This is a genomic window from Thermanaerothrix sp., assembly GCA_026417795.1.
Taxonomy (GTDB): domain Bacteria; phylum Synergistota; class Synergistia; order Synergistales; family Synergistaceae; genus Thermanaerovibrio.
Genome location: JAOACP010000033.1, coordinates 1 through 22007, shown reverse-complemented (window position 1 = coordinate 22007; position 22007 = coordinate 1). Strand labels below are relative to the sequence as shown.

Annotated in this window: 21 protein-coding genes; all 21 read left to right on the top strand. The window is 62.9% G+C overall.

Annotation, left to right across the window (positions count from 1 at the left end):
• A partial coding sequence (locus tag N2315_07455; protein MCX7829023.1) for a BamA/TamA family outer membrane protein occupies positions 1-550 on the top strand: 550 nt, incomplete at its 5' end.
• 10 nt (positions 551-560) lie between these two features.
• Positions 561-1793, top strand: coding sequence for a hypothetical protein (locus N2315_07450; protein MCX7829022.1), 1233 nt, complete (start codon positions 561-563; stop codon positions 1791-1793).
• A 42-nt stretch (positions 1794-1835) separates the two neighbouring features.
• Positions 1836-2879 carry a UDP-3-O-(3-hydroxymyristoyl)glucosamine N-acyltransferase gene (gene lpxD / locus N2315_07445; GenBank protein ID MCX7829021.1) on the top strand — a complete coding sequence of 348 codons (1044 nt, stop codon included), beginning with the start codon at positions 1836-1838 and terminating at the stop codon, positions 2877-2879.
• Positions 2876-3709, top strand: a complete 834-nt coding sequence (locus tag N2315_07440) for a UDP-3-O-acyl-N-acetylglucosamine deacetylase (GenBank protein ID MCX7829020.1) — start codon at positions 2876-2878, stop codon at positions 3707-3709. Before lpxD ends, N2315_07440 begins: the two co-directional genes overlap by 4 nt.
• Positions 3710-3817: 108 nt before the next feature.
• The gene (gene fabZ / locus N2315_07435) at positions 3818-4258 is read left to right on the top strand and encodes a 3-hydroxyacyl-ACP dehydratase FabZ (protein ID MCX7829019.1); all 441 of its coding nucleotides are present in this window, start codon (positions 3818-3820) and stop codon (positions 4256-4258) included.
• 2 nt (positions 4259-4260) lie between these two features.
• Positions 4261-5067 carry an acyl-ACP--UDP-N-acetylglucosamine O-acyltransferase gene (gene lpxA / locus N2315_07430; GenBank protein ID MCX7829018.1) on the top strand — a complete coding sequence of 269 codons (807 nt, stop codon included), beginning with the start codon at positions 4261-4263 and terminating at the stop codon, positions 5065-5067.
• A gap of 7 nt (positions 5068-5074) precedes the next feature.
• Entirely contained in the window at positions 5075-5566 is a 492-nt protein-coding gene (locus N2315_07425; GenBank protein MCX7829017.1) for an HAD-IIIA family hydrolase, read from the top strand.
• A gap of 22 nt (positions 5567-5588) precedes the next feature.
• A complete protein-coding gene (locus N2315_07420) occupies positions 5589-6656 on the top strand; it encodes an LptF/LptG family permease (GenBank protein MCX7829016.1) in 1068 nt (355 codons plus the stop codon).
• 95 nt (positions 6657-6751) lie between these two features.
• Entirely contained in the window at positions 6752-7558 is an 807-nt protein-coding gene (gene lpxI / locus N2315_07415) for a UDP-2,3-diacylglucosamine diphosphatase LpxI (GenBank protein ID MCX7829015.1), read from the top strand.
• A complete protein-coding gene (lpxB, locus tag N2315_07410; protein MCX7829014.1) occupies positions 7543-8646 on the top strand; it encodes a lipid-A-disaccharide synthase in 1104 nt (367 codons plus the stop codon). The genes lpxI and lpxB overlap by 16 nt, the downstream gene beginning before the upstream one ends.
• A 24-nt stretch (positions 8647-8670) precedes the next feature.
• The gene (locus N2315_07405) at positions 8671-10443 is read left to right on the top strand and encodes an ABC transporter ATP-binding protein/permease (protein MCX7829013.1); all 1773 of its coding nucleotides are present in this window, start codon (positions 8671-8673) and stop codon (positions 10441-10443) included.
• The gene (lpxK, locus tag N2315_07400; protein ID MCX7829012.1) at positions 10427-12646 is read left to right on the top strand and encodes a tetraacyldisaccharide 4'-kinase; all 2220 of its coding nucleotides are present in this window, start codon (positions 10427-10429) and stop codon (positions 12644-12646) included. Before N2315_07405 ends, lpxK begins: the two co-directional genes overlap by 17 nt.
• Before the next feature lie 6 nt (positions 12647-12652).
• Positions 12653-13387, top strand: coding sequence for a 3-deoxy-manno-octulosonate cytidylyltransferase (gene kdsB, locus N2315_07395; protein MCX7829011.1), 735 nt, complete (start codon positions 12653-12655; stop codon positions 13385-13387).
• Between the two features lie 5 nt (positions 13388-13392).
• Positions 13393-14241: a 3-deoxy-8-phosphooctulonate synthase gene (kdsA, locus tag N2315_07390; GenBank protein ID MCX7829010.1), complete on the top strand. Its 849-nt coding sequence runs from the start codon at positions 13393-13395 to the stop codon at positions 14239-14241.
• Positions 14238-15242 carry a KpsF/GutQ family sugar-phosphate isomerase gene (locus tag N2315_07385; GenBank protein ID MCX7829009.1) on the top strand — a complete coding sequence of 335 codons (1005 nt, stop codon included), beginning with the start codon at positions 14238-14240 and terminating at the stop codon, positions 15240-15242. The genes kdsA and N2315_07385 overlap by 4 nt, the downstream gene beginning before the upstream one ends.
• A 26-nt stretch (positions 15243-15268) precedes the next feature.
• A complete protein-coding gene (locus N2315_07380) occupies positions 15269-16501 on the top strand; it encodes a hypothetical protein (protein MCX7829008.1) in 1233 nt (410 codons plus the stop codon).
• Between the two features lie 40 nt (positions 16502-16541).
• Positions 16542-17708, top strand: a complete 1167-nt coding sequence (locus N2315_07375) for an iron-containing alcohol dehydrogenase (protein ID MCX7829007.1) — start codon at positions 16542-16544, stop codon at positions 17706-17708.
• Positions 17709-17711: 3 nt separating this feature from the next.
• Entirely contained in the window at positions 17712-18911 is a 1200-nt protein-coding gene (locus N2315_07370) for a DegT/DnrJ/EryC1/StrS family aminotransferase (GenBank protein ID MCX7829006.1), read from the top strand.
• 139 nt (positions 18912-19050) lie between these two features.
• Complete coding sequence (locus N2315_07365; protein ID MCX7829005.1) at positions 19051-20238, top strand: mitochondrial fission ELM1 family protein; 1188 nt, start codon at positions 19051-19053, stop codon at positions 20236-20238.
• A gap of 1 nt (position 20239) precedes the next feature.
• The gene (locus N2315_07360; GenBank protein MCX7829004.1) at positions 20240-21589 is read left to right on the top strand and encodes an O-antigen ligase family protein; all 1350 of its coding nucleotides are present in this window, start codon (positions 20240-20242) and stop codon (positions 21587-21589) included.
• Between the two features lie 18 nt (positions 21590-21607).
• On the top strand, positions 21608-22007 hold a 400-nt coding region (locus N2315_07355), incomplete at its 3' end, for a rhodanese-like domain-containing protein (GenBank protein ID MCX7829003.1).

Below are 22007 nucleotides of genomic sequence, written 5' to 3'. Positions count from 1 at the left end.
CACGTTGGATCCGTACCTCTCGTATCCCAAGGGGGATGTGGAGACGCTGAACTTCGAGAAGGGGCTCAGCGGCCTTGGGGGCGACTGGGACTACACCAAGTACTGGCTTGAGGCCCGGTACTACGTTCCCCTTTTTAAGATCATGGACTACCTGGATTTCGGTTCCAAGAGCGAGGACAACCCCTTGCTCTTTGCGGTTCGCGTGAGGGCCGGCTGGGGCGAGGGGGACGTGCCCTGGGGTGAGATGTACGTGGTGGGCGGCGCCAACACCCTTAGGGGGTACAAGGACAACTACTTCCGTGGGGAGGAGATGGCGCTCGTCAACGCGGAGCTGAGGCTGCCGGTGGACGACAACATCTCCCTGGTGTTCTTCTACGACGCGGGCAAGGCCTGGAAGAAGTCGGACAACCAGGGGATGGACCTTTCGGACCTTGCAAGTTCCAAGGGGATAGGCGTGAGGATCAAGACGCCGCTTGGCAACATGAGGCTGGACTTCGCCCAGGGGGACGATGAGAACAGGACGCACTTTGGCTTTGGGGATCTGTTCTGATCCCAGGGAAGTGATTTTCAGTTTCTTGCGGGGGGCTGCGGCTCTTGCCGCGGCCCTTCTTTTGGCCCTTTTGGGGCCTTCTTTGGCCTTTTGCGCCGATGTCAAGGTTAAGGGGGTTCCTGGGTGGTTGGCCGCGGGGGTGTCCAGGACCGTTTCAGCGGTTTGGGATGAGATGGGGAACCGCAGGTCCGTTGAAGAGCGGCTAAGGCTGTTGGGCCTGGTGTGCTCCAGGCTTTTCGAGGGCTACGACTTTGCCTGTGACTATCGGGACGGCGGTTTGGAGGTTCGTTTGACGCCCCGTAAGGTGGTTAAGTGGTCCGTGGAGGCGAAGGCCAGTGAATGGCGGGAGCCGGTGCGGAGCTGGCTTGATGAGGATCTTAAAAGGCTTGGGGCTCGTCTTGAGGGTGAGGTTGAAGGAGTTCCCGGGGAGGCCTTCCTTTGGGGCAGGAGGTATCTGGAGGGGCTTTTAGAATCGTTGGCCCTTGAGGTGCTGCCTGGCTGGAGGCTGGAGGCGTCCCCGAAGGGGGACCTTTTGGAGGTGAGGGCCTATCCTTCCCAGCCGCTGGTGTTGGCGGTGAACCCCCGGATGAGGTCCTCCACGCTTCCGTCGGTTCTTTTGGAGCGGGTGAGGGACGAGATGGCCATGGGGGTTTCGGCCTTCGTGGGGCTTCCGGTGGAGTACCTACGCAGGAAGGCCGGTGAGGCTGCGGTGTATGCCAAGGGCCTTGCGGAGTCGGCGGACAACGGGGAAGCCCTGCGGTTTTCCGCCCAGGTGGACTTCAAACCCGCTCCGCTGGGGGAGATGGACGTAAGGGTTGACAGCAGGAGGTACGTCATATGGGCCTGGGTGGCGGCCCACGCGGGGTCCCACCAGCGTTCCAGCGAGGGGGGGCTTCACCTGGGGCGAAGGATCCAGATACTTCCGTCATGGGACATGGAGGCCTATGGGGAGTGGGTGTTGGACGGCCGGGATCTTTCGTTGGAGAGCCGTTGGGGGCTTAGGTGGCAGGTGGTGAGGTACCTTTGGGCGGGGGTGGAGCTGTCGTATCCCGGGGAGGAGCTGTTCTTTCGGGTTGGCACGGACCTCTTGCCCGATGACTTTTACTGGTACGCCGCTTGGGGGTCCGATGGAAGGGGCCGGGGGGCCTTTGGGTGCCGCATGTCCGAGAATTTTTCGGTGGAACTTTACTACGACTCTAAGGATGATGATTCGCTGAGCTTGAAGTTCCTCAACAACCTGTGACGTATGTGGGCGGATCGCGGGAAGGGCGGGATCTTTTGGGATATGGGGGTGTGGCGCGCCTTGCGTCTTGGGGATTTAGCGGAAGCCATAGGAGGAAGGCCGGTTGGTGATCCCCTGCGGGAGGTTAGAGGAGTGTGTTCTCCCTTTGAGCCCCTGGAGGGGTATGTGGTTTTTCTCAAGGATAGAGGGGTCAAGTTCGATCCTTCCGGGTTGGACGTGGGCATCGTGGGGGACAGCCTGCCCGTGGGGGCATGGGGCGTTGAAGTGGAGGACCTTGGTGGCGCCTGGATAAGGTGTCTTAGGTGTTTTGAGCCGCCCCTTGTGTATGAGGGGGTGCATCCCACGGCGGTGATCCACCCTTCGGCGCACATAGGAGAGGGGGTTCACGTGGGGCCCTACTGCGTCATAGATGAAGGGGCCCACGTGGGGGATCGGTCGTGGCTTCAGGGACACGTCTACGTGGGCCGTGGCGCCGTGGTGGGCGAGGGCTGTGTGCTCTTCGCCTTTTCGGCGGTTCAGGACCGGTGTTCGTTGGGCAACGGGTGCAGGGTCCACAGCGGGGCGGTCATAGGCTGCGACGGGTTTGGTTTCGTGGAGGGTCCTGGCGGGGAGAGGATAAAGGTGCCCCAGATAGGGACCGTAAGCCTGGGGGACCGGGTGGAGGTGGGGGCCTGTTCCACCGTGGACAGGGCCACCGTGGGGGTCACCAGGGTTATGGACGGGGTCAAGATGGACGACCATGTGCACGTGGCCCACAACTGCTTTGTGGGGGAGAACTCGGTGCTCGTGGCCTACGCTGGCCTTGGGGGCAGTTCCAGGCTTGGGCGCTCCGTGGTCATGGCGGCCCAGTCCGGCGTGGGGGATCACGTGTCTTTGGGAGACGGTTGTGTGGTGGCCGCCAGGGGCGGTGTGGTGAAGGACCTTCCACCGGGTTCCTTCGTGTCCGGATTTCCCGCCAGGGACCACCGGGAGGAGATGCGGGTACACGGGGCCATGAGGAGGCTGCCGGATCTTTTGGACAGGGTGAGGCGCCTTGAGAGGGAGCTTGAGGGCATCAAGGCCCTGCTGGAGGATGTGGGGCGGTGAGGGCTGTGTCTTACACCCTTTGCGAAGAGGTGGTCTTTCGCGGGGAGGGGCTTCACTCCGGCCACATGTGCGAGGCGGTTCTGGTCCCCTTTGATAGGCCTGGGATATGGTTTCATTCGGACCAAGGTCCGGTACCCCTTAGGGATGTGAGGTTCAGCGGCGGCTTTCGTCGTACCGTGGCGGTGGTGGGGGGTGTGCCGCTTCAGACGCTGGAGCACCTCACCGCCGCCCTGTGGTGCCTTGGGGTGGGGGGCGTGCTGGTGAAAGTCTCAGGGGGCGAGGTGCCCATAATGGACGGCAGCGCCCTGCCCTTTGCCCAGGGCATTTTGAAGGCGAGGATCCCGTTCCAGGGGGCGGTTTTTGAGCCCCTTGAGGTTTATGCTCCCCTTTTTGAGGAGGATGCCTTGGAGGGTCGGCTTGCGGGGGTGTACCCCTTCGACGGGCTCAAGGTGCTGTGCCTCTTGGACTATCCGGACACCCCCTTGGGCACCGTTTACCGGGAGGTTTTCGTGGATGAGGAGACCTTCCTTAAGAGCGTGGCGCCATGCAGGACCTTTGGCTTCAGGCACGAGGTGGAAGGTCTTTTGTCCAGGGGGCTTATCCGGGGAGGGGGGCTCCACAACGCCCTGGTGATTGACCGGGAGGGCCCCATGAACGAGGGCGGCATGGGTTTTAGGGACGAGTGTTTTGGGCACAAGGTGTTGGACGTGTTGGGGGACCTGGCTTTTTTGGGCCGTCCCCTTAAGGGGGCGGTGGTGTCCATCCGCAGCGGCCACGGGATACACCACCGGCTTGTGGCCCGTCTTAGGGCCCTTTGCCCTTCCCGGTGATGGGATTGGCGGTGCGCCCGTCCTTTTAGGGGGGCGTGGAGGGCCTTTCGGAACTGCTGGCCCGTTGACGGGCGTTACTTTTCTTGCGGCATGTGGGGGGTTGATGGCGTGGACATATTGAAGATAATGAAGTTTTTGCCCCATCGGTATCCGTTCCTCCTGGTGGACCGGATATTGGAGGCTGGGGAGGACCGGGTTGTGGGCCTTAAGAACGTGACCATAAACGAGCCGTTTTTCCAGGGTCATTTCCCTGGGGAGCCGGTGATGCCCGGTGTTTTGATATTGGAGGCCATGGGGCAGGTGGCGGCGTATCTGGTGTCCCGGCATCCTGGCCTTGAGGGGATGACGGCGTTTTTGACCTCCGTGGAGGACGCCAAGTTCCGGCGTCCCGTGAGGCCCGGGGACCAGCTGATAACGGAGGCCAGGATACTTAAGATGAGGGGTCGGATGGGGAAGGCCTCGGTGGTCTCCACGGTGGATGGGGAGATGGCGGCCCAGGCGGTCCTTGGTTTTGCCCTGTCCAAGGCTTTGACGAAGGGGGATGATTAGCCGTGTCGGTGCTGGTGCATCCAACGGCGGTGGTGAGCCCCGAGGCTCAGATCGGGGAAGGGGTGGTAATAGGCCCCTACTGCGTGATAGACGGCAAGGTGGTCATAGGGGACGGAACGGTGTTGGAGTCCTTCGTTAGGATCTGCGACTACGTCAAGATAGGCCCCCGCTGCAGGATATACGACCACGTGACCCTGGGCAGGGCTCCTCAGGACTTTGGTTTCAAGGGGGAGGAGAGCTGGGTCCGCATAGGGGCTGACGTGGTGATGAGGGAGAACGTCACCGTGCACCGGGCCTCCGGGGAGGGGAAGGAGACGGTGGTGGGAGATGGCACCTACCTCATGGAGGGCTGCCACCTGGGGCACAACGTGAGGGTGGGAAGCCACTGCGTGTTGGCCAACAAGGTGGGGCTTGCGGGTTACTCCACCGTTGGAGACCGGGTTACCATCGGCGGCATGGCGGGGGTTCACCAGTTTGTGAGCATCGGCAGGTCCTGCATGATAGGTGGTTTGTCGAAGGTGGTTAAGGACGTGCCGCCCTTCTGCCTTGCGGACGGGCGTCCTGCCAGGATACACGGCCTTAACAAGGTGGGCCTAAGGCGCCAGGGTTTCTCGGCGGAGGACCGTTCCCGCATAAGGTGGATATACGATGAGTTAAGGACCGGTCCGCTGCCCTTGAGGGAGGCTCTCAAGGATCTTGCGGAGCGCCTCCCGGAGGACCGGTTTGTGAGGGAGCTTTTGGACTTCATGGGGTGCTGCAGGAGGGGATGGACCCCCTGGGCCCATCGCTGTGATTCCCCGGAGGAGTGAGCTTCAGTTGATACGGCTTTTTGTGATGGACGTGGACGGCACCCTTACGGACGGGGGGGTTTCCTTTGATGTGTCCGGCACGGAGGCCAAGAGGTACCACATCCAGGACGGCATGGGAATAAAGCTTCTTCAGGCCATGGGGGTGAAGGTGGCCTTTTTGAGCGGCCGCCACAGCGACTCCACCTCCGCCAGGGCTCGGGACCTTGGGGTGGACCTTTGCGTTCAGGGGGTTTCGAGGAAGCTTCCGGTGTTGGAGTCCTGGGCGGAGGAGATGGGCATTTCAAGCCGTCAGGTGGCCTACATGGGGGACGACCTTCCGGACATAGAGTGTCTTAGGTGGTGCGGTTTCGGGGTGGTGCCCTGTGACGGCCGGCCCGAGGCCTTGAGGGAGGCGGACTACGTCACCCCCAGCAGGTCCGGTTTCGGGGCCGTGAGGGATGCCTGCGACCGTATAATCCTTATGAACCAGAGGGAGGAGGAGGGTCGCCATAGGGTTTAGGTTCGGCCACCTGGACAGGTTGGTGCTCCTTGAGCTGTTGGGCCCCTTCGTGTTCGGCGTTGGGGCTTTCACGGTGCTCATGGTGGCGGGCAGCCTGCTCTTCAGGATAGCGGATCTGGTGATTCAGCGGGGGGTATCCCTTGGGGTGGTGGTGAGGCTTTTCATATACTACCTTCCAGGCGTGGTGGTGACCACCATCCCCATGGGAAGCCTCTTGGGGGCCCTCATGGGTTTCGGCAAGCTGGCGTCCCACTCGGAGGTGGTGGCCCTTAAGGCCTGCGGGGTTCCCTTCTCCCGCATGATGAGGCCCGTGGTGTTAGCCTCGGTTTTGGCGTCGCTTTTGACCTTCGGGCTTAACGAAACGGTGGTTCCTTTGTCGGAGCGGGCGGCCAGGAACGTGTTGGCCTACGAAGTCTTTCGGGAGCGGCCTTTGGAGTTCAAGGAGAGGATGTTCCTCAAGGAAGAGGGAGCTCAGGGGCTCAAGCGGGTCATATACATGGATCGGATACGTCCTGGCAGCGGTCTTATGGAGGGGGTACTGGTCCAGGAGTTCGACGCTGGCCGGCTTTCCCGTTTCGTGTCCGCGCCTAGGGCCCGGTGGGGAGGGGGCAAGTGGACCTTGGAGGATGGGAAGGTCTTCCAGGTGGGTGAGGACGGGGGCATTAAGTTCCTGTACTCCTTCAAGAGGGAGTCGTTGCGGTTGGACGTGGAGCCCTCCAAGGTGGAGCTTGAGTCCAAGGAGCCCAACCAGATGACGGTCTTTGAGATTGCGGAGCAGGTTCGTCTTATGGAGAAACAGGGCAGCGACCCGGTGAAGCTTAGGGTGATGATGCACCTTAGGCTCGCGGTGCCCTGGGCTAGCCTGGTATTGGCGGTGGTGGGGGCCTCCGCGGGGGTTCGCCCCCAGCGGTCCGGCAGCGCCGGGGTTGGCTTGGGGTTGAGCGTGGTGATAGTGTTCCTGTACTACGTGGTGCTGTCCTTCTGCCAGTCCCTGGGGGAGGCGGCTTACATGCCGGCGGTGGTCTCCGCCTGGGTGCCCAACCTGCTTTTCGGCGCCGCAGGGGTGGCGATGGTGCGCCGGGGCAACTGACCCGCCCTGGGGTCGTGTGGGTTTGTGGTTGTTTTGGCGTTTGGGGCTTTTAGATTTTAGACTAGGGTTCCGTTGAAGGGGGCTTGGGTGTCTTGGTGGTGGCGCTTGTGGCCGGGGAGGGGGACCTTCCGGTTGAGATAGCCCGGCGGCTTACGGATCTTGGGGAGCCGCCGGTGATATATTCCTTCAGGGATTCGGTTGGGGCGGTGTCCAAGTATGCCCTGGAGGTGGTGGCGTTGCCCCGGCTGGATTTGGCGGGGACCCTTAAGGACATGGTATCAAGGGGTATCCGCAGGGTTTACCTGGCGGGGGTGGTGCCCAAGACGCTCCTTTATCAGCCCGCCATGTTGGACCATCGGGCCAAGGAGCTGATAGAGGGCCTGTCGGAGCGGGACGACCACAGCCTTCTAGGCGCGGTGGTGAAGGCCTTTGAGGATGTGGGCATCGAGGTAGGGTCCTACAAGGAGCTCATAGGGGACCTTCTGGCTCCCTCGGGGCGCATAGCCGGTCCTGAACCGTTCCCCTGGCAGTTGGCGGACGTGGAGTACGGTGTCTTCGTGGCAAGCCGTCTCGTTGGTCTTTCCTTTGGTCAGACTGTGGTGGTGCACCGGCGTAGCGTGGTGGCGGTGGAGGCCATGGAGGGCACCGATGCGGCGCTTTTGAGGGCCGGGTCCCTTTGCAGGGGCGGCACGGTGGTCAAGATGATGAGGTCCGACCAGGACGAGAGGTATGACATCCCCACCGTGGGGCCCAACACGTTACGGCGCATGGCCAGCGCCTCTTTGAAGTGTCTTGCGGTGGAGGCCGGGCGGACCATAATCCTGGATCCCGCCGTATTTGTGGAGCTGGCCCGTAGGGAGGGCATATCCGTTCTGGGGGTATCGGGTTGTCGGTCTTCGTGAGCTGCGGTGAGGCCTCCGGGGACATGTACCTTGGGGAGCTGACCGGACGGCTGGTTAAGAGGGGCATAAGGGTCTTCGGCATGGGGGGGCCCAACGCGTTAAGCGCCGGGGCGGAGGTCCTCTGGGACATGAGGGAGCTCCAGGTCATGGGGTTTACCGAGGCGCTGGGGGCCCTGCCAAGGCTTGTGAGGCTGAGGGACGCCATGGTTCGGGAGGTTATGGACAAAAGGCCCCGTTGCGTGGTGCTCACCGACAGCCCGGATTTTCACCTTCCCCTGGCCTCCAAGCTGAGGAGGGTGGGTTACCGGGGCAGCCTCGTGAGCCTGGTGCCCCCGGCGGTTTGGATTTGGAGGAAGGGGAGGGTGAAGCTCCTGAGGGAGCTTTTCGACCTTTGTCTTCCCCTGTTCCCATTTGAGCACCGGTACCTTGCGGAGCACGGGTGTACTTCCCGGTTTGTGGGGCATCCGCTTTTGGAGGCTTTGGAGGCGGTTCCCATGGGGGAGGTGCATGGGGGGGTCGTGGCTTTCATGCCCGGCAGCAGGCCCGGGGAGGTGCGGCGGCACCTCAAGCCCTTTTCGGAGGCGGCGCTGGGGCTTAGGGAGATGGGTTACAGGCCGGTTTTTTCCATATCCGGTTCCCTCCCTGAAGCGGACGCCCGCTGGGCTAGGGCCGAGTTGGAGGCCGTGTCGCTTCCATGGAGCTCAGAGAGGGGGGTGGAGCTCATGGGCCGCAGCTGTTTCGTGGTTATGGCCAGCGGCACCGTGTCGTTGGAGGCCATGTTGGTGGGGCGTCCTGGGGTGGTGGCCTACAGGACCGGGGTTGTCAGCATGTTACTGGCCCGGCTTCTGGTGAGGTCCCCTTGGTGTTCCCTTCCCAACATACTGCTTGGCCGGCGGGTTTACCCGGAGCTGCTGCAGGGGGATGTTAGGAAGGACAGGCTTTTGAGCGTCGTTTCGGCCCTTCTGGAGGAGCTTTTGAACGGCGGTTGGTCCCATTGGGTCGAGGCGTTCCAGGAGGGGCGCAGGGCCCTTGGTGAGAAGGGGGCTTTTGACCTTTGGGCGGATCTGGTGGCGGAGAGGGCGGCTTGATGGCTTTGTGCGGAGCGTTAGGAAATGGGTAGGTTCTTAGGTTCTTTGGGTTTAGGCAGCTCCGGTTCTGGCACGTACCGGCGGCTTCTTTCCTTCCTTAGGCCCTACAGGACGAGGCTCTTTTACGGTGTCCTCTGCATGGGGGCCGCGTCGGTGCTTGGGGTGCTTCCCCCCTGGCTCATAAAGAACCTGGTGGATCGGGTGTTGATAGCCCGGGACCAGGGGCTTTTGGGGGCCATAATAGCCGGCATAGTGGGCATATACGCCCTGAAGGGGCTTTTTTACTACGGCCAGACGTATCTCATGACCTGGGTGGGGCAGAAGGTGCTGTTTGATCTTAGGCTTGAACTTTACAGGAAGGTTCAGCGGCTTCCATTCGGGTACCTGTACTCAAGGCGCAGCGGGGACATACTGTCCAGGATAACCGGGGACGTGGCGTTCCTGCAGGATCTGGTGTCGTCGGTGCTGGTGGACCTGGTGGTGCAGGGCGTGACCTTCACGGCCATACTGGGCTTTCTTTTCTTCTTGAACTGGAGGCTCACCCTTGCCACCTTCGTTATACTTCCCCTGGCGGCGCTGGTGATAGGCTTTACCACGTCTCGGCTTCGGGAGGTGGGGCACGCCATACAGGAGCGTCTTGCCCGGGTGTCCGCCTCGGCCCAGGAGGCCATCGGCTCCATGAAGGTGGTTAGGGCCTTTGCCACCGAGGACATGGAGTACCGGCGGTTTGAGCAGGAGAACCGGGCCCATTTTGCCGCCCTCATGAAGGGAACCCAGGTGAGGGGCGTGTTGGAGGGGGTGGTGGAGCTCATCCTGATGGGGGCCATGGGGCTCATCATCTGGCTTGGGGGCCGCCAGGTGCTTTACGGGCGCATAACCGCCGGGCAGCTGATGGCGTTTCTCACGTATCTTGGGCTCATGGTGCAGCCCATAAGGGTGTTGAGCCGGGTGTTCGGCCGGGTGCAGCAGGCCCTTGCGGCGGCGGAGCGGGTTTTTGACGTGCTTGACCAGCCCGAGGAGGCCCCGTCGGCGGGGATGGCGAGGCCCGCCATAGTGGGCCGGGTGGACTTTGACGACGTCTGGTTCCGTTATGATCCCTCGTCCCCATGGGTCTTGAGGGGGATAAACATGACGGTCCATCCCGGCGAGAGGGTGGCCCTGGTGGGATCCACCGGGGCTGGGAAGTCCACGTTGGTGGATTTGATACCTCGGTTTTTCGATCCCGTCAGGGGACGGGTGCTGGTGGATGGTATGGACGTAAGGGAGATGGACCCCCGGCACTTGAGGCGCCACATAGGGGTGGTTCTTCAGGATCCGGTTCTGATGAAGGGGAGCTTTGCCTTCAACATAGCCTACGGCCTTGACGATGTGGACATGGAGGATATCCGTAGGGCGGCGGAGCTTGCGGGCATCGGGGACTTCATAGATTCCTTGCCCCGCGGTTATGACACCGAGATAGGGGAGCGGGGGGTCACGTTGAGCGGCGGCCAGCGGCAGAGGGTGGCCATAGCCAGGGCCATCATAAGGAACCCCCGGATCCTCATCCTTGACGAGGCCACGTCCTCCCTGGACGCCCAGGTGGAGCGGATGATCCAGGAGTCTTTGGAGCGGGTCATGGAGGGTCGTACGGCCTTCATCCTGGCCCACAGGCTGTCCACCGTGAGGCGGGCGGACAGGATAATGGTTTTGGAGGGCGGGCGCATAGTGGAGCAGGGGACCCATGAGGAGCTCCTTGCCCTCAAGGGCCGTTACGCGGCCCTTTTGGAGGCCCAGCTTGGCCATGGGGCTCGTCGGTAGCTACCTTCGTTACATATCCGGAAGGAGCTCTTTGAGTCCCTGGGCCCTCCTTTATCCGCTGCACCACCTTTCCAAGGGTCTGGTGTTGGGGCGCAACTGGCTTTACGACCACGGCATACTGGCCTCCCAGGAGGGGCCACTGCCGGTGATAAGCGTTGGCAACCTCACCCACGGGGGCACCAACAAGACCCCCATGGTGGAGCGGCTGGTTCGGTTGATGTGTTCCTTGGATCTCAAGCCCGGCGTGGTGAGCCGGGGCTACAGCGGGGGCAGCGTGGAGCCCATGGTGGTGGATCGGGAGGCCCCGCGGGATCTCTGCGGGGACGAGCCGCTGATGCTCGCAAGAAAACTGCCCCAGGTCCCGGTGGTGGTCTCCCGGGACAGGATGAGGGGCGTGGAGCTCTTGAAGGCCCTGGGCGCCCAGGTGGTGGTGGCGGACGACTGTTTCCAGCACCGGCAGCTCCAGCGGGACCTGGACGTAGTCCTTGTGGACGCCACATGTCCCTTCGGCAACGGCCTTATGACTCCTGCTGGGATGCTGAGGGAGCCCTTGACATCGTTGCGGCGGGCGGGGATAGCGGTTATAACCAAGGCGGACCTGGTGGATGCCCGTGAGTTGGAGCATCTTAAAGGGGTGTTGGAGGGTTACCTAGGCCCTCGGAGGGTGTTCCTGTCCCGGCTTGGGATGGAGGGTTGGTCCGGGGGGTCTCCGAAGGGCCCCGCCTTTGCCTTCTGCGCCATAGGCAACCCCGGCAGCTTCGAGAGGTTCCTTAGGGCCTTAGGGGTTGAGCTCAAGGGTTTTATGTCCTTCCGGGACCACCATAGGTTCAGCCCCGAGGATCTGCGCCGGGTGGAGGAGGAGGCCCTAAGGTCCGGGGCGGGGTGCCTTGTGTGCACCGAGAAGGACATGCTGAACTTTCCGCCATCCTACGGCTTTAGGCTCCCCCTTTCGGTGCCCAGGGTGTCGGTGGAGTTTTACGATCCCACGGGGTTTCTTAGGGCCATGGCTGAGGCGCTGCGTCCCAGGTTCACCGTGGCCTCCAACGGCCATGGGGAGGATGCCATGGGGGTGGTGCTTTGCAGGAAGCTGAAGGAGCGCTTCCCCGGCGCCTCGGTGGAGGCCTTCCCGTTGGTGGGGGAGGGGGATGAGTACCGGGCGGCGGGGTTTCCCGTCATGTCCCCTTCCTGCAGGATGCCCAGCGGGGGGATAATAAAGTACAGCTTGAGGGCTCTTGTAAGGGACCTTTTAAACGGTCTGCCCCTTCAGATGCTGCGTCAGGTTCGGGCTTGGGGCAGGATGCCAAGGCGCACCGCCCTTTGCGTGGGGGACGTGTACCTTTTCCTCAACGCCCTCTTCGGCACCGGTGTGAAGCCCATACTGGTGGCCACCGCCAAGACCGTTTATCTCTCGGGCCACTGGCGGCTGGAGGGGGCCCTTTTGAGGAGCAGGGCCCTTGCGGTGTGGACCCGGGACGACCCCACCAGGGAGGAGCTTGCCCTTCGGGGGGTGAGGGCCTTTTTCCACGGCAGTCCCATAATGGACCTGGCGGGAGAGGCGGCGGTGGATCCCTGGGAGGGGGCTATAGGGCGGCGGGTTTTGGTGCTCCCGGGCAGCCGTGGGTACGCCCTTAGGGACCTTCCGCTGCTGATGGACTCGTGCCTTGAGCTGAGCCGAAGGGTGGTTTGTTCGTTCCTCTGGGTGCCTTCGCTCACGTTGGACGTTAAGCCCTACATGGCGGAGCGGGGGGTTTTGGCGGGTGATTCCTGGGTTGAGTTCGGCGAAGGGTCGAGGCTTAGGCTATTCCGGGGCTCCGTGGGGGATGCGGCCCGGGGCGCGGAGGTGCTTCTGGGCCTTGGGGGCACCGCGAACCAGATATGCGCGGGCCTTGGGGTTCCGGTGGTGTCCCTGGACGAGCCGGGCAAGCGGGTGCAGAAGAAGCTCATCGGCGGTGGCGAGGTTCTTGTGCCGAGGGATGCGGCGTCCCTCGCGGAGGCGCTGGAGGGAATACTCAGGGATCCGGCGGTGAGGGAGGGCATGTCCAGGGCCGGCATGGAGAGGATGGGTGCCGGCGGGGCTTTGGACAGGGTGGCGGATTGGGTTTGCGGTGAGCTTGGCTGGGGGTTGTTGGCGGATCTTTGGGAGAGGTTGGAAGTTTTGGTCAATTCCGGGGAGAGTCCTTTAGAAGGTTCGGAAGGGGGATAAATTTAGATGCACAAGGCTCTTGCGGTGATACCCGCCCGTTACGGCAGCACCAGGCTTAAGGCGAAGGCCCTCATTGAGATAGGGGGTATGACGCTGGTTGAGAGGGTCTTTCGGGCTGTGGCCCAGTCGCCGGTGGAGAGGGTGATAGTGGCCACGGACCATGAGGAGATAGCCCGGGTGGTTCGTAAGGCCGGAGGGGAGGCGTGGATGACCCCTTCGGAGCTTCCCTCCGGTACGGACCGGGTGGCGTACGTGGCGCGTCAGCTTCCGGAGTATCCGGTGGTGTTGAACGTCCAGGGGGACGACCCGCTGGTGGGGCCTGACATGATAGGGGCCCTTTTGGGGGCATTGGAGGAGGACCCCGAGGCGGGGCTTGCGGTGTTGGCCAAGCGGATAGAGAAGGAGGAGGAGCTTTCCTCCCCCAGCATAGTGAAGATGGTGTTCGACTCCAGGATGAGGGCCCTTTACTTCAGTCGATCCCTGATACCGTACCCAAGGAACGAGGGTGGGGTGTGGTACAAGCACATAGGGCCTTACGCGTACCGGCGGGAACTGCTTCTTGAGTTCGCCTCCTGGGAGGTTACGCCCCTTGAGAGGGTGGAGAGCCTGGAGATGCTTAGGGTGTTGGAGAACGGGTTTCCCATAAAGTGCGTCATAACCCACAGGGACACCATTGAGATCGACACTGGGGATGACGTGAGGGCCTTGGAGGAGTACCTTCTCCGGCAAGGGAGGTCTTGAGAGTCATGGGTTTTGAGGAGTCCGGCGTTTCCTTTGGCCTTGGGCGTCTTGCGGTGATAGCGGGTCCCTGCGCCTTGGAGGGGCTGGATCACGCGTTGATGATCGCCGAGGCCTGCAAGCGGGTGTGTGATTCCCTTGGGGTTGGGTACGTTTTCAAGGGTTCTTACGACAAGGCGAACCGCACGTCTGGGGACAGTTTCCGGGGGCCCGGGATGGAGGAGGGTCTTAGGATCCTCTCGGAGGTGCACCGTCGTCTTGGGGTGCCGGTCTTGACGGACGTGCACGAGACGTGGCAGGTGGGGCCCGTGGCGGAGGCGGTGCAGATAGTGCAGATACCGGCGTTTCTGTGCCGCCAGACCGACCTGGTCATGGCGGCGGCCTCCAGCGGAAGGGTGTTGAACGTGAAGAAGGCCCAGTTCCTGGCTCCGGAGGACATGGCGTCGGTGGTGGAGAAGTGCCGCCGGGCGGGGAACCATAGGGTGTTGCTGTGCGAGAGGGGCAGCGTGTTCGGCTATCGGCAGCTGGTGGTGGACTTCAGGTCCCTTCCCATCATGAGGGAGCTTGGGTGTCCCGTGGTGTTCGACGCCACCCACAGCGTCCAGTCCATGGGGGGCCTTGGGGGAAGGAGCGGCGGGGACAGGCGGTTTGTGCGCCCCCTCTTGAGGTGCGCCGCTTCCCTTGGGGCAGACGCCTTCTTCCTGGAGGTCCACGAGGCCCCGGACAGGGCTCCCAGCGACGGCCCCAACATGGTGCCCTTGGAGATGTTTGAGGGGCTCCTCTCCGAGGCCAAGGGCATATGGGACAGGGCCATGGAGAGCGGTTTTGCGTCCCTTGATTGGGTGGAGAGGCCATGATGCTTCCGTACGAGAGGGACATCTCCCGGGTAGATGACCCGGAGCTCCTCAGGGTTGGGGTCGAGGTCATGCGGGAGGAGGCGGCTGCGGTCTTGGAGGCCGCGGACCGCATGGGGGGCGAGCTGGTGCGGGCTGCTAGGATGGTGGCTTCCTGTTCCGGCAGGGTTGTGGTTTGCGGCCTTGGTAAGTCGGGTCTTATCGGCCGCAAGATAGCCGCCACGCTGGCCTCCTTGGGGTGTCCCGCCTTCTTCCTGCACGCCGCGGAGGGTGCCCACGGGGACTTAGGCATGGTGTGCCGGGGGGACGTGGGTTTGTTTTTGAGCAACAGCGGGGCCACGAAGGAAGTGTTGGAGATGGTGCCCTTTTTCAGGAGGATAGGGTGTCCCGTGGTGGCCATGACGGGCCGGTTGGACTCTCCCCTGGCCCGTTCCGCCGACGTGGTGCTGGACTGTTCGGTGAGGCGGGAGGCGGATCCCTTGGGGATAGCCCCCACCAGCAGCACCACCCTTCAGCTGGCGATTGGCGACGCGTTGGCTGGCATGGTGACCAGGCTTTTGGGGTTGAAGGAGGAGGACTTCGCCCTCTTCCATCCCGGCGGCGCCTTGGGCAGGAAGCTTCTTCTTAGGTTGTCGGACCTCATGGCCCAGGGGGACCGGGTGCCTAGGGTTTTGTCTTCCGCGTCGGTGAAGGAGGCCCTCTTCGAGATCACCGACAAGGGTTATGGGACGGTGGCGGTGGAGGGGGCTAACGGCCTTTTGGAGGGCATATTCACCGACGGGGACTTAAGGCGCCTCATGGAGAGGTGCGGCGTCGAGGCGTTGGATCTGCCGGTGGGAGAGGTCATGACCCGGCATCCTAAGGTGATGCCTCCCGATAGGCTGGCGGCGGAGGCCTTAAGGCTCATGGAGGAGATGGAGATATCGGTGGTGTTGGTGGCGGAGGAGGGCCGTCTTCACGGCATAGTCCACCTGCACGACCTTTTGAAGGCGGGGGTGGCCTGAGGTTGGGGCCCCTTGGCCGTCGGCTTGTGAGCTTCCTTGAGGGGTGCGCGTTCACGGCGGCCTCCCCCTGGTTGAAGGGCCGCTACGACCGCTGGGAGGAGAGGACCGGGCGTTTTGATGCCCCTGGGCTTGTGAAACCGGTGGCTTGGTTTCACGGGGTATCGGTGGGGGAGGTTCAGGCCGCCTGGTCGGTGGCCAGGGCCTTGAGGGATTTGGGTTACGCCGGTTCCCTGGCGGTGAGCTCCGTGACTCGTACGGGCATGAGGACCGCCCAGGACCTTATGGGGTCCATTGCGGACCTTTTTCTTGGGTACCCGTGGGACAGGAGGAGCTGGGTGAGGGGTTTTCTTGAGCGCCTTGGGCCGTCGGTGTACGTGGTATTTGAGACCGAGATGTGGCCCACCCTGATATGGGAGGCCAAATCCCGAGGGGTGGGGCTCCTTTTGGCCAACGGCAGGGTGTCGGACCGGTCTTTCCGGAGGATGATGAGGCTCAAGGGGTTGTATGGTGACCTGCTTGGCTGTTTTGACGCCATATTTCCCAGGAGCCCTTTGGACCGGGAGAGGCTTCTTGCCCTTGGGGCGCCGGAGGGGGCCTTGAGGGAGGGGGGGGACGTGAAGGCCGACGGGGTGGCGCTGCGGCGGCTGATGGCGGACCTGTCGGGCTTTTCGTTCCGGGGGGATCTTTTCGTGGCGGGAAGCACCCATCCCGGGGAGGACCAGGAGGTTTTAAGGGCCTTCATTGCGGCCCGTGGTGCGGGTTTTCCGGATCTTAGGCTGGCGCTGGTGCCAAGGCACCCGGAGAGGGCCGGGGAGTGTTTGGGGCTGTGCGCGGGACTTGGCCTTCGGGCGGTGCCGTTCTCGGAGGATCCATGCCTTGGCGGGGAGTTTGACGTGGTGGTGGTGGACCGGGTGGGGGTGTTGTTCTCCCTTTACGGCCTTGCTTCGGCGGCTTTCGTGGGGGGCAGCCTCGTGCCAAAGGGCGGCCAGAACGTGATGGAGCCCGCCGTTTGGGGGGTGCCGGTGATGTTCGGCCCCCACATGGAGGACTTCAAGGAGCAGCGGGACCGGTTGCTGGAGGCCCGGTTGGGGTTTGAGGTCTTCTCCGGAGTTGACATGGGGGAGCGTTTAATCGAACTTCTTGGTTTAAGGTGTAGAATCTCATCCTGTGGGGGCGGCGTTCTTGGGTTTTTGGGCGCTGAGAGGTCCGCCTCCCGGCGGGTGGCCTTGGAAGTCTTAAGGCTCCTTGGGGGTCCTTGAGGCCTGGCTTGGTTGAGATTAAAAAAAGAGAACGGATGGGGTGGTGTTTTACATGTTCAACGCCAACGTGGCGGGCAAGATGCGTTTCGGCGTGGGGGTATCCTCCACGGTGGGAGACGTGGTGCGGTCCTTGGGGGCCGAGAGGGCGGTTTTGGTGACCGACTCCACCATGGAGTCCTTGGGCGTGGCGGACAAGATATGTTCTTACCTTGAGGGGGCCGGGGTGGAGGCCTTCGTGTTCGCCGGGGTGGAGCCGGAGCCTTCGGTGGAGACCACCGACGCGGTGGCGGAGCTCGCCAGGGAGCACGACTGCCAGGCGGTGGTGGGTCTTGGCGGCGGCAGCTGTCTTGACGTGGCCAAGGCGGTGAGCGTGCTCATCACCAACGAGGGCAGCGCCGCCCGGTACCAGGGTTTGGGGTTGGTGAAGAACCCCGGCGTTCCGAAGGTTATGATCCCCACCACCGCGGGCACCGGTTCTGAGGTCACCTTCACGGCGGTTCTGATCCGCAAGAGCGACGGCTTCAAGGGGGGCATAAACGACGAGAAGCTCTTCCCGGACTTGAGCTTGTTGGATCCGGAGCTCACGGTGACCATGCCGCCGGCGGTGACCGCCAGCACGGGTATGGACGCGCTGGTGCACGCTTTGGAGGCCTTCAGCGGCCGGAGCGCCAGCCCCTTCAGCGACATGTTCGCCCGGGAGGCCTTGAGGCTCATAGGCGGCAGCATAAGGACCGCCACGTGGAACGGCAGGGACATGGATTCCAGGAGCTCCATGCTTTTGGCGTCCTATTATGCTGGGGTGGCCTTGGCCAACGCCGGCGTGGGGGCCTGTCATTCCCTGGCGTACCCCTTGGGCGGCATGTTCGGGGTGGGGCACGGCTGCGCCAACGCCCTTCTGATGCCCTATGTGGCCCGGCACAACGCGGTGGCCTGCGTGGACCGTTATGCGGAGGCCTATGGGCTGTTGGGCGGGGTGGCGGACGGCTGGCCCAGGAGGGAGGCGGCCTTTGCGCTGGCGGACCTTCTGGAGGAGCTGGTGGCGGATCTTGGGCTACCTTCCAGGATGTCGGAGCTCAAGGTTGGCATAGAGGAGCGGCACTTTGACGAGATGGCGGACCGGGCCATGGCGGTGGCCCGTCCCATGGAGAACAACCCCAGGGTGATGGACAAGAAGGCCTGCATGGCCATATACAAGGAGGCGTATTAAAAGATGCCGGGATTTGAGCTTTTCGACCAGCGGGAGATCGACGCGGTGGCGGATGTGCTTCGCCGCCGGATAGTGCATCGTTATTCCTTCCAGGGGGTCAGGAACGACGTTTACAAGGTGGAGGAGTTCGAGGGGGCCTGCGCCTCCAAGTTCGGGGCTCGGCACGCCCTTGGGGTGTCCTCCGGGAGCGCCGCTCTGTACGTGGCCCTCAAGGCCTGCGGCATAGGGCCCGGCGACGAGGTCATAACCACCCCCTTCACGTTCATAGCCAGCGTGGAGGCCATCCTGGAGTGCGGCGCGGTGCCGGTGCTTGGCGAGATAGACGAGAGCTTGAACCTGGATCCTGCCTGTATTGAGGACCTTGTGACGGACCACACCAGGGCGGTGATGCCGGTTCACATGTTCGGGGCCTCGGCGGACATGGACGCCTTCAAGGTAGTTTGCGAGGAGTATGGGCTCATGCTGTTCGAGGACGCCTGCCAGGCCATGGGGGCCAGCTACAAGGGCCGTTACTGCGGTTCCATGGGTCTTTGGGGAACCTTCAGCCTGGATCCTTACAAGATAGTCACCGTGGGCGAGGGTGGCATGGTGCTCACCTCCGACGAGGAGCTGTACCATCGGATGGAGTACTACCACGACCACGGCCACGTGCACGACAAGTCCATAGACCGCGGCGCGGAGCGGAAGGCGTGCCTTGGCTTCAACTTCAGGATGAGCGAGATCCAGGGGGCCCTTGGGCTGGTGGGGCTTGAGAAGCTGGACGCCGCCATAGGGATGCTGAGGGCCACCAGGGACAAGGTGTTGGGGGAGGTCAAGGACCTGGGTCTTAAGACCCGCCAGCTGCCGGATCCCGACGGGGAGCTGGCCACCCAGATCGTTTTCCTGCTGCCGGACCGGGATGCGGCCAGGCGTTTCCAGGCGGCTGCGAAGGCGGCGGGTTTCGGCTGCGGCATCTTGAGCGACAACACCTGGCACTACGCCAGGCACTGGGACACGCTGAGGGACGGCAAGGTTTACTCCAGGGTTCGGTGCCCCTACGACTGCCCCCACGCGGAGTACGTGCCCGCCTACAGGCCCGCGGAGTGGCCGGTGACCCATTCGATACTGGAGAGGGCGGCGGTGTTCGGCCTTGACATAGTGATGGACGACCAGCGGGTGGAGGCCCTGATCGGCGCCATAAGGGCCGGCGCCAAGGCGGTTTAGCTTTTTAAAATTTTTAAAGGGGTTTGCGCTGGGTTTTGGCGGAGTGGTTTTTAGGGGTTTCTAGGAGTTGACGTGAGGCGGCTCGCCCCCGTGGGGGTATGCGGGCCGCCATTCCGGCGTTAGAAGGGGTTTTGTGCTGATGGCCCAAGGGGTTAGGGTTTTGGTGCTCAGTGACGGAGTGGCGGGGCATGTGAACCAGAGCAGGGGGGTTGTGCTTTGGCTTCGCCGAATTCTGGAGGGAAGGGGGCTCACGGTGGAGGTCCACGAGCGGGAGGTGCCGAGGCTCTCGGGGTTCTCCGCCGCCAGGGCCAGGGCGTCTTCCCTGTTCCTTGCGTCCGGTGGCAGGCGCAAGGCCCGGGAGTGGCTTGCTTCCTTCGGTGGAGATCTTCCGGATTTTGTGAAGGTAGGAAGCCTTGGTGGGGAGGGGTTTGTGATCCTCTCCGCCGGGAGCCGTTGTGCTCCCTACAACCTGGCGCTGGGGCTTCTCTTTGGAGCTGTGAGCGTAACCATAATGACCCCTTCGGTGCTTGGGCTTGATCCCTTTGACTACGCCATAGTGCCGGAGCACGACAACCCCCCTCGCAGGAGCAACGTTTTGAGCACCCTTGGGGCTCCCAACTCGGTGGACCCCGGGGAGTTGGAGGAGCGGGGCAGGGCCTTGGCGGAGCTGTTCCCCCCCCTGTCGGGCATGAGGTGGGCCCTTTTGGTTGGTGGAGACGACCGGAACTACCGGGTGAGCCCCCGGTGGATAAGGCGCGAGGTGGGGGTGTTGTTAAGGCGCGCGGAGGCCTTCGGGGCGGACCTTTACGTCACCACCTCCCGCAGGACCTCCATGGAGGCGGAGGAGGCGCTGGAGAAGCTGCTTGAGGGCAGCGGGGCGGTCAGGATGTACCTTCCCGCTTCCCGCTGTTCGGAGAACCCGGTGCCAGGGATGTTGGGGCTTTGTACCAGGGTTTTCTGCACCGAGGACTCGGTTTCCATGGTGTCCGAGGCGGTGACGGCGGGGCACCGGGTGGTGCTCATGAGGGTGGAGAGGAGCGGCGGATTGAGGGGGCCTGTTTCCAGCGTCTTGCGGGCCGCCCATGAGAGCGGGGTTCTGCCAAGGGGGGCCCTTTTTGGACCCGCCAGGTTTGACCGGTTGTTCGGGGATTTGAGGTGTGAGGGGCTGTTGGAGGAATGGGGGCTTCTCAAGCGGGAGAGGCCCATGGTGGACCGGACGGGGCGGGTGGTGGTGCCCGAGGATCCCCCGAGGGTCCCCTCATTTAACGAGGCCCGTCGGGCCGGGGAGTGGCTGGCGGATAAGCTTATGTCAAGGTGGGGGATCTGATTTGGATGGTGCTGTGTTAATTTCCTCCAGGGAAGCCGCTGAGAGGGGTTCTTCGGCCCTGTGGGGGCGCCGGTTCGACCTTTTGTTCCTTTGCGCCTTCTGCGCCGTACCCCTGGGGCCCGCGGCGAGGTACGCCTTTTTCGCGGCCGCATTGACGGCCTTTGTCAAGGGAGGGGTTTGGCGACAGGTAGCCCAAAGTTGGGGATTGGTTCCAAGGTACTTCAGGCTTGGGATTTGGCTTCTCCTTCTTTTTGGGTTGATATCCGAGATGGCCAGTTTCCCTGGGATTGAGGAGGCCTTTAAGGGGTACTCCATGGTGCTTGAGGCCTTCGTAGGGGGGCTCATGGGGTTTGGTTTTTTCTTGAGGAGGGGCAACTTCAGGCGCTGGAGCCTGTCCTTGCCCTGGGTGGCCCTTTTTACGCTGGCGGGGTCGGTTTTTTGGTCCCCCGGATATCTGCCCATAAGGGAGATAGGCGGTGCTTTGTCCCACAAGGGGATGTGGTACGGCGGGGCCCTTGGGGTTGTGCTTTCATCCTTGGCCCTTTACGGCTTTTGCGCCTTACGGGGCGTTGGCAGGTCTTGGCTTTGGGGGGCCGTCTTTGTGGTTGGCGTGCTGCTGGTGGCCTCCGCCAGGAGCAGCGGCGCCATGGCGGGTTTTGCCGTGGGCTGCGGGGCCGTTGGGGGGGTGCTGGCGCTGTCTTGCAGGAAAGACAAGAAGCCGCTTATGAGGCTGCTTGGAGTTGTGGTTTTAGCGCTGGCCGTCGTGGGCGGGGTCTTGGTGGTCTCACCGGAGATTCGCTCTTACGTGGACAGGGAGTTAAGCCAAGTGGCGTCCCTTGGGGATTCGCTTAAGAGCGGCAACTTCGACCGGTTCACCACCTACAGGAACATCATATGGGCCATGGGGGTGGACCTATTCCGCCAGCGGCCCCTTCTTGGGTGGGGCTGGGGCAGGCTTGAGGAGCAGGCCCCCTTGGTGTCCGACGCGTCACTTAGGGGTAGGTGGACGAGCCTTACTTCGGAATGGCCCTCCCACTTTCACAACGACTTCATGGAGCTTTTGGTGTCCATGGGGGTGTTGGGGGGTGTGGCGTATCTGCTGTTGGCCCTGGGGTTTTTGCGGATGTCCCTTTGGTGTGCCTTGAGGTATGGTTTAAGGCACCCGGCGGCGGGCCTTTTGGGGTCCATGGCGGGGGCTTTGGTAATAGGCATGTCCGCTGGTGTGCTGCCGGAGCGGAGCGTGTCGGGGATGTTCTATTGGACCCTTTGGGGGGCGGTGCTTGGGGTGTACTGCCGGGGCAAGGGCCCTTTGGGGTCGATGGACGTTGAAGGTAAGGGGTTTGGAGATTAGGTTGGAGGTGGATGTTCCTTGAAGGTTCGTGGAGTTCTGTTGTGGTCGGTCCTTTTGTGTCTTGGTTTGGCGGTTTCCGCCTTTGGGGCGGAGCCCTTTAAGGGGGCGGAGCCCTCGGTGCTGTCTAATGCGCCGGCGTCCGCCGACGCGGTTCAAGCTAAGTCCTCCCCGGCGACGGAGCCTCTTAAGGGTCCCGAGGCCTTCGCGGGGGTTGAGTTTTTGAAGCGGGAGGAGGTTTACGTCACCCCCTCGTGGCTCATGGCCAACATGGGTAAGGTGTTGGTCTTGGACGCCAGGGCTCAGAGTTTGTATTTGAAGGGCCACATCCCCGGGGCGGTGAACGCCGAGTGGACCTATTTTGTGAGTATGAAGGGCCGTCCTGGGGACCAGGGCTGGGGTGTGAGGCTCCCGATGCCTG

What these genes read in the sequence shown, in the direction of transcription:
- kdsA (MCX7829010.1), top strand. Translation starts at nt 13,393, where the DNA reads ATGGGTTTTGAGGAGTCCGGCGTTTCCTTTGGCCTTGGGCGTCTTGCG.
- N2315_07385 (MCX7829009.1), top strand. Translation starts at nt 14,238, where the DNA reads ATGATGCTTCCGTACGAGAGGGACATCTCCCGGGTAGATGACCCGGAG.
- N2315_07370 (MCX7829006.1), top strand. Translation starts at nt 17,712, where the DNA reads ATGCCGGGATTTGAGCTTTTCGACCAGCGGGAGATCGACGCGGTGGCG.
- N2315_07365 (MCX7829005.1), top strand. Translation starts at nt 19,051, where the DNA reads ATGGCCCAAGGGGTTAGGGTTTTGGTGCTCAGTGACGGAGTGGCGGGG.
- lpxK (MCX7829012.1), top strand. Translation starts at nt 10,427, where the DNA reads ATGGGGCTCGTCGGTAGCTACCTTCGTTACATATCCGGAAGGAGCTCT.
- kdsB (MCX7829011.1), top strand. Translation starts at nt 12,653, where the DNA reads ATGCACAAGGCTCTTGCGGTGATACCCGCCCGTTACGGCAGCACCAGG.
- N2315_07405 (MCX7829013.1), top strand. Translation starts at nt 8,671, where the DNA reads ATGGGTAGGTTCTTAGGTTCTTTGGGTTTAGGCAGCTCCGGTTCTGGC.
- lpxD (MCX7829021.1), top strand. Translation starts at nt 1,836, where the DNA reads ATGGGGGTGTGGCGCGCCTTGCGTCTTGGGGATTTAGCGGAAGCCATA.